The 14,265-nt window shown below is 65.7% G+C and carries 18 protein-coding genes; 7 read left to right on the forward strand and 11 right to left on the reverse strand.

Going from position 1 to position 14,265, the window contains the following annotated elements; genetic code table 11:
• Window positions 1–76 precede the first annotated feature (76 nt).
• Complete coding sequence (locus ACFWCF_RS25630; RefSeq protein WP_378491104.1) at window positions 77–676, reverse strand: hypothetical protein; 600 nt, start codon at window positions 674–676, stop codon at window positions 77–79.
• Window positions 664–2,193 (reverse strand): tRNA (N6-isopentenyl adenosine(37)-C2)-methylthiotransferase MiaB, encoded by a 1,530-nt coding sequence (miaB, locus tag ACFWCF_RS25635; RefSeq protein WP_378567744.1) that lies wholly within the window; start codon window positions 2,191–2,193, stop codon window positions 664–666. Before miaB ends, ACFWCF_RS25630 begins: the two co-directional genes overlap by 13 nt.
• A 252-nt stretch (window positions 2,194–2,445) precedes the next feature.
• Between miaB and ACFWCF_RS25640 the strand changes: the two genes are divergently transcribed.
• The 4 genes from ACFWCF_RS25640 to ACFWCF_RS25655 all read left to right on the forward strand — a co-directional run bounded on the left by ACFWCF_RS25640 (window position 2,446) and on the right by ACFWCF_RS25655 (window position 5,764).
• A complete protein-coding gene (locus tag ACFWCF_RS25640) occupies window positions 2,446–3,174 on the forward strand; it encodes an amino acid ABC transporter ATP-binding protein (RefSeq protein WP_378567795.1) in 729 nt (242 codons plus the stop codon).
• A 68-nt stretch (window positions 3,175–3,242) separates the two neighbouring features.
• Window positions 3,243–4,076 carry a glutamate ABC transporter substrate-binding protein gene (locus ACFWCF_RS25645; protein ID WP_378567747.1) on the forward strand — a complete coding sequence of 278 codons (834 nt, stop codon included), beginning with the start codon at window positions 3,243–3,245 and terminating at the stop codon, window positions 4,074–4,076.
• Window positions 4,077–4,181: 105 nt separating this feature from the next.
• Window positions 4,182–4,862, forward strand: a complete 681-nt coding sequence (locus ACFWCF_RS25650; RefSeq protein WP_378567750.1) for an amino acid ABC transporter permease — start codon at window positions 4,182–4,184, stop codon at window positions 4,860–4,862.
• Entirely contained in the window at window positions 4,859–5,764 is a 906-nt protein-coding gene (locus ACFWCF_RS25655; protein WP_378567753.1) for an amino acid ABC transporter permease, read from the forward strand. The genes ACFWCF_RS25650 and ACFWCF_RS25655 overlap by 4 nt, the downstream gene beginning before the upstream one ends.
• A gap of 16 nt (window positions 5,765–5,780) precedes the next feature.
• Here ACFWCF_RS25655 and recX read toward each other — a convergent pair whose 3' ends face one another.
• The 8 genes from recX to ACFWCF_RS25695 all read right to left on the reverse strand — a co-directional run bounded on the left by recX (window position 5,781) and on the right by ACFWCF_RS25695 (window position 11,308).
• Window positions 5,781–6,419, reverse strand: a complete 639-nt coding sequence (gene recX / locus ACFWCF_RS25660; protein ID WP_378567756.1) for a recombination regulator RecX — start codon at window positions 6,417–6,419, stop codon at window positions 5,781–5,783.
• Window positions 6,406–7,038, reverse strand: a complete 633-nt coding sequence (locus ACFWCF_RS25665; RefSeq protein ID WP_378567759.1) for a GDSL-type esterase/lipase family protein — start codon at window positions 7,036–7,038, stop codon at window positions 6,406–6,408. The genes recX and ACFWCF_RS25665 overlap by 14 nt, the downstream gene beginning before the upstream one ends.
• A 33-nt stretch (window positions 7,039–7,071) precedes the next feature.
• Entirely contained in the window at window positions 7,072–7,557 is a 486-nt protein-coding gene (locus ACFWCF_RS25670) for a hypothetical protein (RefSeq protein WP_378567762.1), read from the reverse strand.
• A 141-nt stretch (window positions 7,558–7,698) separates the two neighbouring features.
• Window positions 7,699–8,739, reverse strand: a complete 1,041-nt coding sequence (gene recA / locus ACFWCF_RS25675) for a recombinase RecA (protein WP_378567765.1) — start codon at window positions 8,737–8,739, stop codon at window positions 7,699–7,701.
• A 192-nt stretch (window positions 8,740–8,931) separates the two neighbouring features.
• The gene (locus ACFWCF_RS25680; protein WP_378567768.1) at window positions 8,932–9,126 is read right to left on the reverse strand and encodes a DUF3046 domain-containing protein; all 195 of its coding nucleotides are present in this window, start codon (window positions 9,124–9,126) and stop codon (window positions 8,932–8,934) included.
• A 49-nt stretch (window positions 9,127–9,175) separates the two neighbouring features.
• The gene (locus ACFWCF_RS25685; RefSeq protein WP_378567771.1) at window positions 9,176–10,321 is read right to left on the reverse strand and encodes a glycosyltransferase; all 1,146 of its coding nucleotides are present in this window, start codon (window positions 10,319–10,321) and stop codon (window positions 9,176–9,178) included.
• Window positions 10,322–10,387: 66 nt separating this feature from the next.
• On the reverse strand, window positions 10,388–11,110 hold the full coding sequence (locus ACFWCF_RS25690; RefSeq protein ID WP_378567774.1) for a PIG-L deacetylase family protein: 723 nt from the start codon (window positions 11,108–11,110) through the stop codon (window positions 10,388–10,390).
• Window positions 11,111–11,131: 21 nt separating this feature from the next.
• Window positions 11,132–11,308 (reverse strand): hypothetical protein, encoded by a 177-nt coding sequence (locus ACFWCF_RS25695; protein WP_378567777.1) that lies wholly within the window; start codon window positions 11,306–11,308, stop codon window positions 11,132–11,134.
• Between the two features lie 235 nt (window positions 11,309–11,543).
• Here ACFWCF_RS25695 and ACFWCF_RS25700 point away from each other — a divergent pair, with 235 nt between their 5' ends.
• The 3 genes from ACFWCF_RS25700 to ACFWCF_RS25710 are packed head-to-tail and all read left to right on the forward strand — an operon-like array spanning window position 11,544 to window position 13,439.
• A complete protein-coding gene (locus ACFWCF_RS25700) occupies window positions 11,544–12,140 on the forward strand; it encodes a biotin transporter BioY (protein WP_378567780.1) in 597 nt (198 codons plus the stop codon).
• Window positions 12,141–12,156: 16 nt separating this feature from the next.
• The gene (locus ACFWCF_RS25705; RefSeq protein ID WP_378567783.1) at window positions 12,157–12,837 is read left to right on the forward strand and encodes an energy-coupling factor ABC transporter ATP-binding protein; all 681 of its coding nucleotides are present in this window, start codon (window positions 12,157–12,159) and stop codon (window positions 12,835–12,837) included.
• On the forward strand, window positions 12,834–13,439 hold the full coding sequence (locus ACFWCF_RS25710; RefSeq protein ID WP_378567786.1) for an energy-coupling factor transporter transmembrane component T family protein: 606 nt from the start codon (window positions 12,834–12,836) through the stop codon (window positions 13,437–13,439). The genes ACFWCF_RS25705 and ACFWCF_RS25710 overlap by 4 nt, the downstream gene beginning before the upstream one ends.
• A 39-nt stretch (window positions 13,440–13,478) precedes the next feature.
• Here the strand turns inward: ACFWCF_RS25710 and ACFWCF_RS25715 are convergent.
• Window positions 13,479–14,265 (reverse strand): hypothetical protein (locus tag ACFWCF_RS25715; RefSeq protein WP_378567789.1); only part of this gene is annotated, 787 nt, incomplete at its 5' end.

The following is a 14,265-nucleotide window of genomic DNA, read 5'->3' on the forward strand; positions in this document are numbered from 1 at the left end:
GTCCTCACACCAGAGCGAGCCCCGTTCGTGCCGGCAGGACGCCGGGCGAACGGGGCTCGTCTCGTCTGTGAGCGGCCTACTTCAAATGTCCGCCGAACATTCCCCGACGGTCGTCCTCTTCGGCGACACGCCGCAGCTCGGCCTCGGCCTCGAGCTGCGCGGAGGTGCGGGACCAGGCCACCTTGACCCAGTGGAAGGTCAGGACCATCACGGCGAGCCAGCCGATGAACACGCCGATTCCGGGTCCGGACGCGCCGGAATCGACCGGGAGTGTCTGACGAGACCACACCGTGAGCAACCCGAAGATGATCGACACCGCGGATCCGGCTGCCGCGGCCCATGCGAGGAACCATTTGCGGGTCACGAGCGCGAGGATCGAGGCGACCGCTCCGAAGACGAGAGTGAGCCACAGGAAGATGCGGGACGGAAGCGCGATCGACTCTGCCGCCGCGTCGGAGGCGAACGAGAGCACCTCCCACCCGTTGGCGGCGCCGGCGTGCGGGAGGCTGAACGAACCGAGCAGTACGAGCACCGCAACCGCGACGAACATCGCTCGGGCGCCGGGATCGATCTCATTTGCGATCCTGCGTTCGGCCGCTTCCAGATCGGCGCGGGCCTCCCTGAGCCCGTGGTCGCTCATCCGGCCACTGTTGTCACCCGTGGTCATGCGTTGCATCCCATCTGTGTCGGTAAGGGTTCGGGGGCACCGATACTCGGCAGGCCGAGTCCCACGCCGATCGGTTTCGTCTTGGGCAGGCGCCCCTGTTCGAAGTGGTCGCCCGCGCGTGTGCGGCGGTGGGTGAGGATCGGGGTGTCGGCGACGAGGTGGTGCGGTGCTGCGGCGCTGACGACGATCGTGACGATATCGCCGGGCCGGACTGCGGTGTCGATGTTCCCTTCGGGCCGGAAGTGCACGAGTCGCCCGTCGCGTGCGCGACCGCTCATCCGGGCGGTTGCCGCATTCTTGCGCCCTTCACCCGCCGCGACGAGGAGTTCGACCTCGGTGCCGACGAGTGTGCGGTTCTCTTCGAGGGTGATGCGCTCCTGCAGCGCAATCAACCGCTCGTACCGCTCCTGGACGACTGCCTTCGGGAGCTGTTCTTCCATGTCTGCGGCGGGTGTGCCGGGGCGCTTGGAGTACTGGAACGTGAAGGCACTGGTGAACCGCGCCTTTTCGACGACGTCGAGGGTGTCCTGGAAGTCCTCTTCGGTTTCACCGGGGAATCCGACGATGATGTCGGTGGTGATGGCCGCGTGCGGCATGACCGCACGGACCCGCTCGATGATGCCGAGGAACTTGTCCTTGCGGTACGACCGACGCATTGCGCGCAAGATCCTGTCGCTGCCGGACTGCAGCGGCATGTGGAGCTGGGGGCAGACGTTCGGCGTCGACGCCATTGCTTCGATGACATCGTCGGTGAACTCGGCGGGGTGCGGCGAGGTGAACCGCACACGTTCGAGACCGTCGATGTCGCCGCACGCACGGAGCAACGACGCGAACGCGCCGCGGTCGCGGGGTTGCTCGGGGTCGGCGAAGGAACGCCCGTACGAGTTGACGTTCTGTCCGAGCAGAGTTACTTCGAGAACGCCCTCGTCGACGAGGGCCTGCACCTCGGCGAGAATGTCGCCGGGCCGGCGATCGACCTCTTTGCCGCGCAGTGCGGGGACGATGCAGAAGGTGCACGTGTTGTTGCATCCGACCGAGATCGACACCCATCCTGCGTAGGGCGATTCGCGCTTCGCCGGGAGCGTCGAGGGGAACGCTTCGAGTGAGTCGAGGATCTCGACTTCGGCCTTCCGATTGTGGCGTGCGCGGTCGAGGAGCGCCGGGAGGTTTCCGATGTTGTGGGTGCCGAACACCACATCGACCCACGGTGCCTTCTTCACGACGGTGGCGCGGTCCTTCTGCGCAAGACAACCCCCGACCGCGATCTGCATGTTCGGGTTCTCGTCCTTGACCGGCCGGAGATGACTCAGGTTGCCGTACAGCTTGTTGTCGGCGTTTTCACGAACCGCGCAGGTGTTGAAGACCACCAGGTCGGGCGACGCGCCGAGCTCGGCGCGGATGAATCCGGCGTCTTCCAACAGGCCGGACAAACGCTCCGAATCGTGCACGTTCATCTGGCAGCCGTAGGTGCGGACCTCGTAGGTCCGGGCACCTGTGTTCGGGGCAACATCGTCGATCAATGACACGTCTCAGGGTAGCTCACGAGAATAACCGACCGTACCGGCGGTGACCGGGTGCGCCGCGCCACTTCGGTGCTCGGACAGAGACGTTCTGGTCTCGCGACCGCGACGCTGTAAAAGTTGTATGTCGATGGGACGAAATGTGGAGGTTCCGGACAGTGACCGCCTAGGGTCTTGATCATGACACCAGCGGACGTGGGTTCGGCTCAGCCTTCGGGGGAATCGGGGCCTTCGGGGAAATCAGGCGGCACGACCCCGATGATCACGATGACGAACGTGAACAAACACTTCGGTGCTCTGCACGTCCTCCAGGACATCGACATCACGGTTCCGTCCGGCCAGGTGGTCATCGTGGTGGGTCCGTCGGGATCAGGGAAGTCCACGCTGTGCCGGACGATCAATCGGCTCGAACCGATCGACTCCGGCGAGATCCGGGTCGACGGTAAGGCCCTCCCGGCCGAAGGCAAGGCTTTGGCAGCGCTGCGGGCCGATGTCGGCATGGTGTTCCAGTCGTTCAATCTTTTCGCGCACAAGACCATCCTCGAGAACGTGATGCTGGGGCCGCTCAAGGTCCGCAAGCAGAAGAAGGACGTGGCACAGGAGAACGCCCTGCGGTTGCTCGACCGCGTCGGCATAGCGAACCAGGCCGAGAAGTACCCCGCACAGCTTTCCGGCGGCCAGCAGCAACGTGTCGCGATCGCCCGCGCACTCGCTATGGATCCGAAGGTGATGCTGTTCGACGAGCCGACCTCCGCACTCGACCCCGAGATGGTCCAGGAGGTGCTCGATGTGATGACTTCGCTCGCGAAGGAAGGCATGACGATGGTCGTCGTCACTCACGAGATGGGCTTCGCCCGCAAAGCCGGCGACCGGGTGTTGTTCATGGCCGACGGCCGGATCGTCGAGGACACCGACCCCACCACGTTCTTCACCGCTCCGACCTCCGATCGGGCCAAGGATTTCCTGGGCAAGATTCTCAGTCACTGAGCAGTCAAGATCCTCGAGCCACCAGTTCTACGACAGCCCCGATCGAACACCACAACCGGAGGTACTCGATGAAAATGTCCCGCTCGATCCGCTTCGGCATCGGCGCGATCGCCGTTGCCCTCGCCGCCACGGCGTGTGGTGGCGACGAAACCCGCAGTGTCACATCCTCCGCGGAGAACGGCACCCTCGTGGTCGGCATCAAGTTCGACCAGCCCGGTCTCGGTCTGCGCAACCCTGACGGCACGTTCAGCGGATTCGATGTCGAGGTCGCCAAGTATGTGGCCGGGCAACTCGGAGTATCCGAGGAGAACATCGAGTTCAAGGAGTCGCCGTCGGCTCAGCGCGAAACACTGATCCAGAACGGCGAGGTCGACTACATCGTCGCGACCTACTCCATCACCGATTCCCGCAAGGAGAAGGTCGATTTCGCAGGTCCGTATTTCGTCGCGGGCCAGTCGCTGCTGGTGCGCGCCGACGAAGCCGAGATCACCGGTCCGGAATCGCTCAACGGCGGCAAGCGCCTGTGCTCGGTGACAGGCTCGACGCCGGCCCAGAACGTGAAGGACACCTACGCACAGGATGTGCAGCTGCAGGAGTTCGACACCTACTCCGCCTGCGTCGAAGCGCTGCGCAACCGGGCGGTCGATGCGGTGACCACCGACGACATCATCCTCGCGGGCTACGCAGCGCAGAGCCCCGGCGACTTCAAGGTGGTCGGTGAGCCGTTCACCGAGGAGCTGTACGGCATCGGCTTGGCCAAGGGCGACGACGCGTCGCGGACCGCCATCAACGATGCGATCGAGGAAATGATCTCGAGCGGAGCCTGGGCGGAGGCCTTCGAGGAAACCGTCGGCGCATCGGGTTACCCGCTGCCGGAGCCGCCGACCGTCGATCGGTACTGATCCGGCGCCGCATCCCGAGGTGCGTTCGGCCGGTTCGTGACGAGATCACGGACCGGCCGGGCCCGCCGCCATCGTCTCCCGTCCCCTCGTCCCCGGAGTTGACCTGTGGATCTGCTGAGTAAGTACGGCAGTCAGCTGCTCGAAGCATTCTGGACGACAATCCAGCTGACGGTATTGTCCGCGATCGGTTCGCTGATCCTCGGAACGATCCTTGCCGCCATGCGTGTGTCGCCGATTCCCGTCGCCCGGGCCGTCGGCACGGCGTACGTCACGATCTTCCGGAATACTCCACTGACACTGATCATCATCTTCTGCCTGTTCGGCCTGTCGCAGACGCTCCAGATCCATCTCGCACCGCAGTCGTCACCGACATTCCTGGTTGACAACAACTTCCGGCTCGCAGTCCTCGGGTTGACCGTGTACACCGCGGCGTTCGTATGCGAATCACTGCGCTCCGGCATCAATACCGTCAACCTCGGGCAGTCCGAGGCCGGCCGGTCGCTCGGGCTGACGTTCAGTCAGAATCTCCGGTTCATCGTGCTGCCGCAGGCATTCCGCGCGGTCATCGCGCCGCTGGGTTCCGTGCTCATCGCACTCACCAAGAACTCGACCATCGCGTCCGTGATCGGGGTGGCCGAGGCGTCGCTGCTGATGAAGACGATGATCGAGAACGAGGCGGCCATCTTCGTCATCGGTGGAATCTTCGCAGTGGGCTTCGTGATCCTGACCCTCCCGACCGGCCTGCTGTTCGGCTGGCTCAGCAAGCGATTCGAGGTGGCCCGATGAGTTCGGAAGGCACTGTTCTCTACGATGCTCCCGGTCCGAAGGCACGCGCGCTGTACCGCGTGCTGTCCGTCGTCGTGGCCGTCGTCCTCGTGGTCATCGCGTACGTCGTGTACCGCGCGCTGGACGATCAGGGTCAGCTAACTGCAGCGAAGTGGGAACCGTTCCTCGAGTCCTCGAGCTGGACGACCTATCTGATCCCCGGTATCCGGGGCACGCTCATCGCCGCTGCCCTGTCGATCGTGCTCGCCTTGATCCTGGGCGCAGTACTGGGCATCGGGCGCCTGTCGGAACATCGCCCCATTCGGATGGTGTCCGGCTTCATCGTCGAACTGTTCCGCGCGATCCCCGTGCTGATCCTGATGATCTTCGCGTACCAGGTGTTCGCCGAGTACCGGTTGTTCAAGTCCGACTATCTTGCGCTCGCCGCAGTCGTGACCGGTCTGACGCTCTACAACGGATCGGTGATCGCCGAGATCGTGCGTGCAGGTATCAACTCGCTGCCGAAGGGCCAGACCGAAGCAGCATCTGCCATCGGTCTGCGCAAGGGCCAGACCATGCGGCTGATCCTGCTGCCTCAAGCCGTGACGGTGATGCTGCCGGCAATCGTGTCGCAGATGGTGATCGCGCTCAAGGACTCGGCACTCGGCTACCTCATCGGGTACGTCGAAGTGGTGCGATCGGGTCAGCAACTCGGCGCGTACTTCCAGAACTACCTACCGTCGCTGCTGGTGGTTGCCGCGATCATGATCATCCTCAACAGCGCGCTGACCCGCTTCGCGACCTGGCTCGAGAAGCGACTGCGGTCGAGCAAGAAGAGAGGTGCCACTCCGGGCGGTGCGCCTGACGCCCCGGTGCCCGTAGCGGCGGTGCCCGGTATGGATATCACCGGTCCGCCTCGGTGAGGTAGCGCTGAGAACTTCAGTCGAGTGGTTCGCCGGCGTCGGCTTCGAATGCACCGAGTTCGTCGCGAACCACCTCGAAGGCCATCCCCTGTGCGTAACCACGGCGGGCGAGCATCCCGACGAGCCGCCGCACCACCTTGTCTCGTTCGGCTGCGATTTCGCGCCGGTCGCCCTCGGTGGGTAGCGGCGTCTGGGTACGGAGCTTCTTCCGCACCAACTCGACGGCGCGTTCCCGTTCGGAAGCACTGTCGATCGTGTCGAGGGCATCGGCCGCGTCCTGCTGGTCGATGCCCTTACGTCGCAATTCCAGTGCGATCGCGCGCTTCCCCTTGCCCGAGTACAGGTGCCGCGATCGCGCCCACTGCTGAGCGAAGTCTGCGTCGTCGATCAGCCCCACCTCGGTGAGGCGATCGAGGGTGCGCTCGGCGATCTCCGCTGTGAAGCCCTTCTGCTCGAGTTTGGTGGCGAGTTCGGCGCGACTCCGGGCCCTGTCGGTGAGGAGCCTCAGACACACATCCTTGGCCTGTACGTCGGTACCGCCTCCCGGTTCGGGGCGGGCCCGACGCCGACGACCACCGGGTGCGGTGCGCGCGTCGTTCTCGGATGGTCCGACATCTTCGGGATCGTCCATGACGAGAACCCTAGACGCGGCCACCGACCGATTCCGCCGGCGTCCCGAGCCAGGCGGCGATGTCCGCGCGCACGAGTCCGGCAAGGTCGGTGTAGCCCTGCGCGGACGGATGCGCACCATCGCCCTGCACTGCTTCCCTCATCCACGAAGTCGCGCCGGCAAGATGCGAGAACGTGTGGAGGTAGGGCACCGTGAGGCCCTGACACAGCGCAGCCAGCCGCTCGTCGAGCGCCGCCGTGCGTGTGTTCTGCTGTTCGTCTGCAATCGGTGGCGGCCCGACCACGAGTGTGGGCCATCCGTGGGACGCAGCATCATCGAGGATCGCGGCGAGATTGGATTCGGATTCCGCGGGCTCGACGCGAAGTGAGCCGTCCTGCAGAGTCGTGTCGTTCACACCGAACGACACGATCACCCGGTTGTCGCACTCACGGGGAAACCGGGCGAGCGCTTCGCTCTCCCAACGCGCCCGCACATCGGAGGACGTATCGCGCCGGACACCGAGGTTGTAGACCGTGAGGTCGACGGGCAACTCGCGGAGCGCGAGCTCGGCGACTCGTCCCACCCAACCGCGATGCGCGGGATCTCCGACACCCGCGACGAAGGAATCACCGAAGACACCCAACCGTAGGGGACGCACCGTCATCCCACAGATGCTGCCAGACGACCGGCGGAGCACTCAGGGGACGAACACTTCGAGCGGCGCCGCTCCGATGTGGTGCAGAGTCGTCGTGCCGATGGTGAAGACGACCCGCCCCGGCCCCGTAGGAATATCCACGTATCCACCGTCCTGATGACTCGGCTCGAGGCCCCTCGAATGGTTCACCATGTACTCCGGAATCGAACCTGAAGCCCCGGTATCGAGGTTGTTCCAGTTCACCAACGCGGTCACAGCGCACGTCGGCTTCCCTCCGCTCGCCGTCCCGAGATAGGGCGCGAATGTCATCGACACCAACGCGGTGGCGGGATGATCGTGAGGAGATCGGATACTCGTGGTGACCTGGCCGGCGCAGAGCGGATCGTTGCCTTCACCGAGGGTGTACGTGTGGCCGGGGACGATCAGGTAATCGGTGTGATCGGCGGCTGCGGTTCCGGTGGCACCGAACATGATTGCGGCGCCCAGCCCGGCCAGCACAGCAATCCTTGTTGAATGTCGTGTGGTCACAAGGCGTGACACTACATTTCGAGATCAACGACCGCAGAGTTTGTCCGAACTGTCGCGGCTGCCCGGCCACGCCTTCATCTCGGATACGGACGGAGGCACAGACCCTGCGGTCCGTGCCTCCGTCGATGTCCGAGTCGGCGACTAGAAGTCGGCTTCCGCGTCGGCTTCGGGATCGGTCACGACTGCACCGATGCCGAGCTTCTCCTTGATCTTCTTCTCGATCTCGTCGCGGATGTCGGTGTTCTCCAGGAGGAACTTGCGGGCGTTCTCCTTACCCTGACCGAGCTGGTCGCCCTCGTACGTGTACCAGGAACCGGACTTACGGATGAAGCCCTGATCGACACCCATGTCGATCAGCGATCCTTCCTTGCTGATGCCCTGTCCGTACAGGATGTCGAACTCGGCCTGCTTGAACGGCGGCGACACCTTGTTCTTGACGACCTTGACGCGGGTGCGGTTACCTACCGCATCGCCACCGTCCTTGAGCGTCTCGATACGCCGAACGTCGAGTCGGATGGAGGCATAGAACTTCAAAGCCTTTCCACCCGTGGTTGTTTCAGGGGAGCCGAACATCACTCCGATTTTTTCACGCAGCTGGTTGATGAAGATCGCGGTGGTGCCCGAGTTGCTGAGCGCGCCCGTCATCTTGCGCAGCGCCTGGCTCATGAGCCGGGCCTGCAGGCCGACGTGACTGTCGCCCATTTCGCCTTCGATCTCGGCGCGCGGCACTAGGGCTGCGACCGAGTCGATGACGAGGATGTCGAGAGCACCGGAGCGGATCAGCATGTCGGCGATCTCGAGCGCCTGCTCGCCCGTATCGGGCTGGGATACGAGCAGGGCGTCGGTGTCGACACCGAGCTTGCGCGCATAATCCGGGTCGAGGGCGTGCTCCGCGTCGATAAATGCGGCGATGCCGCCGGCCGCCTGAGCGTTGGCCACCGCGTGAAGCGCCACCGTGGTTTTACCCGAGGACTCCGGACCGTAGATCTCGACGACACGGCCACGCGGCAGGCCGCCGATGCCGAGTGCCACGTCGAGCGCAATCGACCCGGTCGGAATCACGGCGATGGGAGGACGTGCGTCCTCTCCCAGTCGCATCACGGAGCCCTTGCCGAAGTTCTTGTCGATCTGCGCCAGGGCGAGCTCGAGCGCCTTCTCGCGATCATGTGCCTGTGCTGCCATCTTGGTCCCCTTCATCGTGCCTCGTCCTGACTTGTCTACGACGCTATATCCGGGCACCGACACATTTCGCTGCCACAACCGCGGACCCGCCGAACCTGTGGATGAAAACGGCGCCTGTGGACAGACGCACTTCATCGCCGAGCCTCCCCAGCATAGGGGAACATCTGTTCGAATTCACGCAAATGTGTTCGGTCAACGACGCACGGCAGGTACGTCGAACTCCTCACACAGCGCTCGCCACACCTCACGAGGCTCCTGACCTGCTTCGATCGCCTGCGCAGCGGTGAGACCGCCCAACTCGAGCAGTATGTGGTCACGCAACAGGGCATCGCCGTACAGCTGCCCGAACTCGTCTCGGATCATCTCGTGGAACTCCGTCAATCGCACGCCCCCACCGTAACGGCCCGACCGAACCGTCCACAGCGACGTTCATGCGTCAGCGAACTGCGTCGAGGCACACCGCGACCGGATCCTGCACGTCCATAGCGGTCACTGCAGCGCGACGAGCAGCCTCGGCGAACCTCGGTTCCGCCAGGATCGTCTCGACCGCGTTCCGGACCGCCACAGCGTCGAGTGGCCGGACCACCACGGCGCTCCCCTGCCGCGCGGCCCGATTCGCAAGTTCCCACTGATCGCCTTCACCCGGCACGATCACCGCGGGCACCCCGGCGCTCAAGGCCTTCGCGAGCATCCCGTGCCCGCCACCGCACACCACGACATCCGCGTCGTGGAGCAGGACGTCCTGACGACCCTGCCCTGCCACCGCCCAGTCGGGCAGCGCCTGCCCGGATGGATCGAGCATCGTGGCCACGACACGCATCCCCAGCCCGCCCAGTCCCTCGCACACCGCGTCGAGCATGCCGACGACTCCGGTGGTGGCCGTCGACGGCGCGACCATCACGAGTGGTCCGTCGCCCGGAGGCGGTTCGAGAACGATGTCGGTCGGTTCCCAGTGCAAGGGTCCCACGACGTGGGCATTCGCCGGCCAATCGGGTCGCGGCACCTCGAGCGCGGGCACGGTCGCGATGAGTCTGGCGTTCGGGCCCGGATCCCGGGCCTGCAGACCGATCCCGACGCGCGCAGCAGAGCGTTCCCGTTCTCCCTGCCGCAACGACCGCGCCGTGAGTCCGCGCAGCACCACGTCGCGGGCCCGGCCGCGCAGCCCCGTCCCCACCTCGAGTCCGCTGCCGATCGGCGGCAGACCACGAGACGGCAAGTACAGCGGATGCGGAGACAACTCGACCCACGGGATCCCGAGCCGCTCCGCAGCCATTCCCCCGCCCGCGGTGATGACGTCGGACACGACAAGGTCCGGTAGAAGCGCACTGAGACCGGGCAGCAGGAGGCTCGCGATGTGCGCGGCCCTCGCGTGGATCTTGGAACCCGCATCGCCATCGTTGTCCTGCGGCCGCGGTGTCAGCCCCTCGAGGGGCGCCACGGTCACGCCGGGCACGACGATGTCGAACCAGCGCTCGCCGGTGAAGAGCACCGCCTCGTGACCGGATTCGACGAAGCGCTTGCTCAGCGCAATGGCCGGAATCGCATGCCCTGCATCGGGACCGGCCACCAATGCCACTCGCATCTGCCCAGCCTGCCACACGAGCGTGAGCACGCGGTCACGCGGTCACGCGACGAGCCGCTGGCAGGTCTAGCCGACGAAGGTGTAGAGATCGAAGCCCACTGCGTGGGGCGCAGGGAATCCGGGTAGCGACGCGGACGCCATCTCGACCTGCGCCCGGGCCTGCTCCACCACGTCGGTATCGGCGAGCGCCTCGAGGTACCGGCGGTGCGCGGCGAGCGACTCCACCGCAACCTCGACGGTGTCGGTGACATCGACTGCGTGCGTCGCGCCGGGGGTGTTGACCGCCGCCCACCGCACTCCCTGCCACGGCGCGAGCCCCTGTTCCACGGTGAGCTCCGGGAAGATCCATTCGTTGGCGGCATCGGATACCGCGTCGAGGACACTGAGGCCCAACGCCCGATGATCGGCGCTGTTCAGCGCTCCCGGGAACCAGGTGAGTCCGAAGTTCGCGGTCACGACCATCTCGGGCCGATGCCGTCGGATCGCCGCTGCCAGGTCTCGCCGCAGTTCCGGTCCGGCAACGAGTCGCCCGTCCGGATGACCCAGGAAGTCGACGGTCTCGACTCCGACGATCGCCGCCGATGCCCGCTCCTCTTCCTCCCGGAGCGGACCGCACTCCGCGGGCGGCAGGCCCGCTATCCCCGCCTCGCCGCTTGTGGCGAGGACGTACCGGATGTCCTTGCCCTGCCGAGTCCACCGGGCCACCGCGGCAGCCGCTCCGTACTCGATGTCGTCGGGATGAGCAACGACGACAATTCCCCTGGTCCAGTCCTCCGGCACATGTTCCATGCGTCCACTATGCGGTCTCGGTCAGACCCTCGTGATGTCGTCGCGCCGATTTCCCCCCGAGATGGCCTTGTACAGCATGTAGCCACCGAACGCGATCGCACCCAATACCAGGATCCCGAACAGGTGGTCGAACACGGCACCGATCACCGCAAGTCCGATCCACACGAGCACCACTACTCCGATAATTTTCCAGAACATCGTCTTCTCCCACCTCGTGCCTGAGCACGTTCTGTGTCGTACTCACACGATCCTGACACGTTGATGGCGGGAAAACAGCAGCTCAAAGCATAGATCAGGGAAAGATCAGGGGATACCCGCAGAACCCTGGAGTACCTCTCGGGGTCGGCGTTTCCCCAGGGTGGTGGTGCGGATCTCGCCGCCCACGCCTACGCTCTACGGGTTTGGTCCTCCTCTTGTCGGAAGCTGAGTGAACGTGTCCCCGAGCCCCCGCACCTCCGCCCGCGACCTGGCACAGATCGCGGTGTTCGCCGCCCTCATCATCGCTCTCGGTCTGCCTGGCCAGATATCGATCGGGTCCTCGGGTGTACCCATCACCCTGCAGACGCTCGGGGTGATGCTCGCCGGCGCACTGCTCGGTGCGCGCAAGGGCGTGCTGTCGGTGTCGACTGTGATCCTGCTCGGTCTTGCGTTGCCGGTACTCGCAGGTGGACGGACCACACTCACCTCTCTTGCCGGTCCCACTGCAGGTTTCCTGATCGGCTGGATCCCGGCGGTCGTGGTGATCGGCTGGCTCAGCGCCCGCATGCTCCCCCGCTACCGCGTTCTACCCGGTATCGCGGTGAACGTGCTCGGCGGCATCGTGGTGCTGTACGTGTTCGGAATCGCCGGCATGGTGCTACGAACCGATCTGACCGTGTGGGCCGCGGCCGCAGCCAACGTCACGTTCCTCCCGGGCGACCTCGTCAAGGCCGTCGTGGCCGCCGGCGTCGCCGCTCAGGTGCACCGGGCCTACCCGACCCCGCTCATGTCCCCGGTCAGGTCTGCCCCCACAGCCGATCCCGCGCACTGATCGCCGCAGCCACCCGATGAGTGAGATTCGATTCCAGCAGGTCCGCCACGCCTACGGTGAACGCGCGGTCCTCGACGACGTGAACGTCACCCTCACCGAACAGCGCATCGGAATCGTCGGCGCGAACGGCAGCGGGAAGTCGACGCTCGCGCGGATGATCAACGGGTTGGTCGTCCCCACCTCCGGCTCCGTGTCCGTCGACGGACTCGACACCGACCGTAAAGGCCGCGAGGTGCGCAAGCGGGTGGGGTTCGTCTTCACCGATCCGGATCACCAGATCGTGATGCCGACGGTCTCGGAGGACGTCGCGTTCTCTCTGCGGCGTAGCTCGCTCGGCAAGGCCGAGCGCAACGAGCGGGTCCGGCAGGTGCTCGACGACTTCGGCCTCGCCGCGCATCACGATCACCCGAGTCATCTCCTGTCGGGCGGCCAGAAACAGTTGCTCGCCCTCGCAGCGATCATGGTCACCGACCCCCAGGTCCTGGTCGCGGACGAACCGACCACTCTCCTCGACCTGCGCAACACCAAACTGATCGCTCGGACATTCGCGAGCCTCGAACAGCAGCTGGTGGTCGTGACCCACCACCTCGACCTACTGAGCGACTTCGACCGGGTCCTCGTCGTCGACTCCGGCCGCATCGTCGCCGACGATGCACCGAGTCCGGCGATCACGTACTACCGGGACCTCATCGGGTGAGCATCGTCGGGCTGCACCATCCCGGAACCTCGCTGCTGCATCGCACACCAGCGGGGGTCAAGCTCGTCGCCATCGCACTCGCGATCGTGGCCCTGACCCTGTGGATCCGGCAACCGTGGCAGGTGCTTCCCTGCGCAGTCGTCGTCGCGGGTATGTACGCGTTCGCCCGCATCCCGGTACGCCTTGCCGTGACGCAGTTGCGACCGCTGCTGTGGATGCTCGGGATCATCGCGGTGTTCCAAGTGATCGTGGCGGGGTGGGAACGTGCCGTGGTGATCTGCGGAGCGTTGTTCCTGGCGATTGCTCTCGCGCTGCTGGTCACGCTGACCACCCGTATGACGGACATGCTCGACGCGATCGTCGCGGGCGTGCGGCCGCTACGTCGGCTGGGTGTGGATCCGGATCGCGTCGGTCTCGTCCTTGTGATGACGATCCGCTGTATTCCGCTTCTCGGTTCGATGGTCGCCCGCGTCACCGAGGCGCGCAAAGCACGTGGGCTGGGCTTCTCGTTGCGGGCTCTGGTGGTACCCGTCGTGGTGGGTGCGCTCATGACGGCAGAGGCCATGGGAGAGGCCCTCGCGGCACGTGGTGTCGACGACTGACCGGTTCGAATGCCCGAGGTCCCGGAACGGAACGGCAGTTCAGTGCCGGTGGCGCTGCTGGATCTGCTCGATCTCCCGCCAGGACTGTGCCCAGCTCTCCAGGCGATCCGAGGCGTCGATGAGTTCGTAGCGATGTCGGTCGAGTAGCTCCATCGACCGGGTTCGTTCGGGCGCTGCGGCGAGTTTCGCGGCAGCGGACACGAGCTTTTCGTACTGATCGACGCCCGAGTCGAGCCGCTCGCCTGCCGCCGCAATGGCGGGACCGAGATGAGCTCCTGCGGCCGCACTGGAGCGGGCTGCCGATTCGAGGGCCACGACGTCGTCGGCCACGCTGTCGAGCGCGGCGGACGCCGACCGCGCCGCCACCCCGATCTCCTCGAGATCGTCGCCTGCCACCGCACCCGACTTCGACACCACGGCGAGCAGCCGCGCAAGGCTCTGCTCGTCGTTCGACAACCGTTCCATGGCCGCTCGGGCCACCGACCCCACGGGCGGCAACGACCTGCGCCCCGGAAGCGAGGGCGGCATCGGCACGGAGTCGAGACGGCGGAACCGGCGCACCGCGAACGCCGCGGGAACCGCAAACACCGCGGTCGCGCCACCGGTGGCCACGATCGTCCAGTCGGGGGCCGACGCCGCCAGCAGAGTGGCTGTGCCGACCCCCCACGTGCCGGCGGCCGCGCCGAAGAATCCGGCACGTCGACGCGCGCGGCGCCTCTGGCGCCGCAGCTTCGCTGCTGGATCCCGCCATCGACGTGCGGCCTCGACTGCAGCATCTGTGGCGTCTCTGAGCGCGGCAACGGCCGGACCGGGAGTCACTCCGGTC

It is taken from the genome of Rhodococcus sp. NPDC060090 (assembly GCF_042729855.1).
GTDB lineage: Bacteria > Actinomycetota > Actinomycetes > Mycobacteriales > Mycobacteriaceae > Rhodococcus.

Coding starts and splice junctions, on each gene's coding strand:
- ACFWCF_RS25630 (WP_378491104.1), bottom strand. CDS start 676: ATGCAACGCATGACCACGGGTGACAACAGTGGCCGGATGAGCGACCAC.
- ACFWCF_RS25685 (WP_378567771.1), bottom strand. CDS start 10,321: ATGCGAGTGGCATTGGTGGCCGGTCCCGATGCAGGGCATGCGATTCCG.
- recA (WP_378567765.1), bottom strand. CDS start 8,739: ATGGCAGCACAGGCACATGATCGCGAGAAGGCGCTCGAGCTCGCCCTG.
- ACFWCF_RS25645 (WP_378567747.1), top strand. CDS start 3,243: ATGAAAATGTCCCGCTCGATCCGCTTCGGCATCGGCGCGATCGCCGTT.
- ACFWCF_RS25690 (WP_378567774.1), bottom strand. CDS start 11,110: ATGGAACATGTGCCGGAGGACTGGACCAGGGGAATTGTCGTCGTTGCT.
- ACFWCF_RS25640 (WP_378567795.1), top strand. CDS start 2,446: ATGATCACGATGACGAACGTGAACAAACACTTCGGTGCTCTGCACGTC.
- ACFWCF_RS25705 (WP_378567783.1), top strand. CDS start 12,157: ATGAGTGAGATTCGATTCCAGCAGGTCCGCCACGCCTACGGTGAACGC.
- ACFWCF_RS25695 (WP_378567777.1), bottom strand. CDS start 11,308: ATGTTCTGGAAAATTATCGGAGTAGTGGTGCTCGTGTGGATCGGACTT.
- ACFWCF_RS25655 (WP_378567753.1), top strand. CDS start 4,859: ATGAGTTCGGAAGGCACTGTTCTCTACGATGCTCCCGGTCCGAAGGCA.
- ACFWCF_RS25665 (WP_378567759.1), bottom strand. CDS start 7,038: ATGACGGTGCGTCCCCTACGGTTGGGTGTCTTCGGTGATTCCTTCGTC.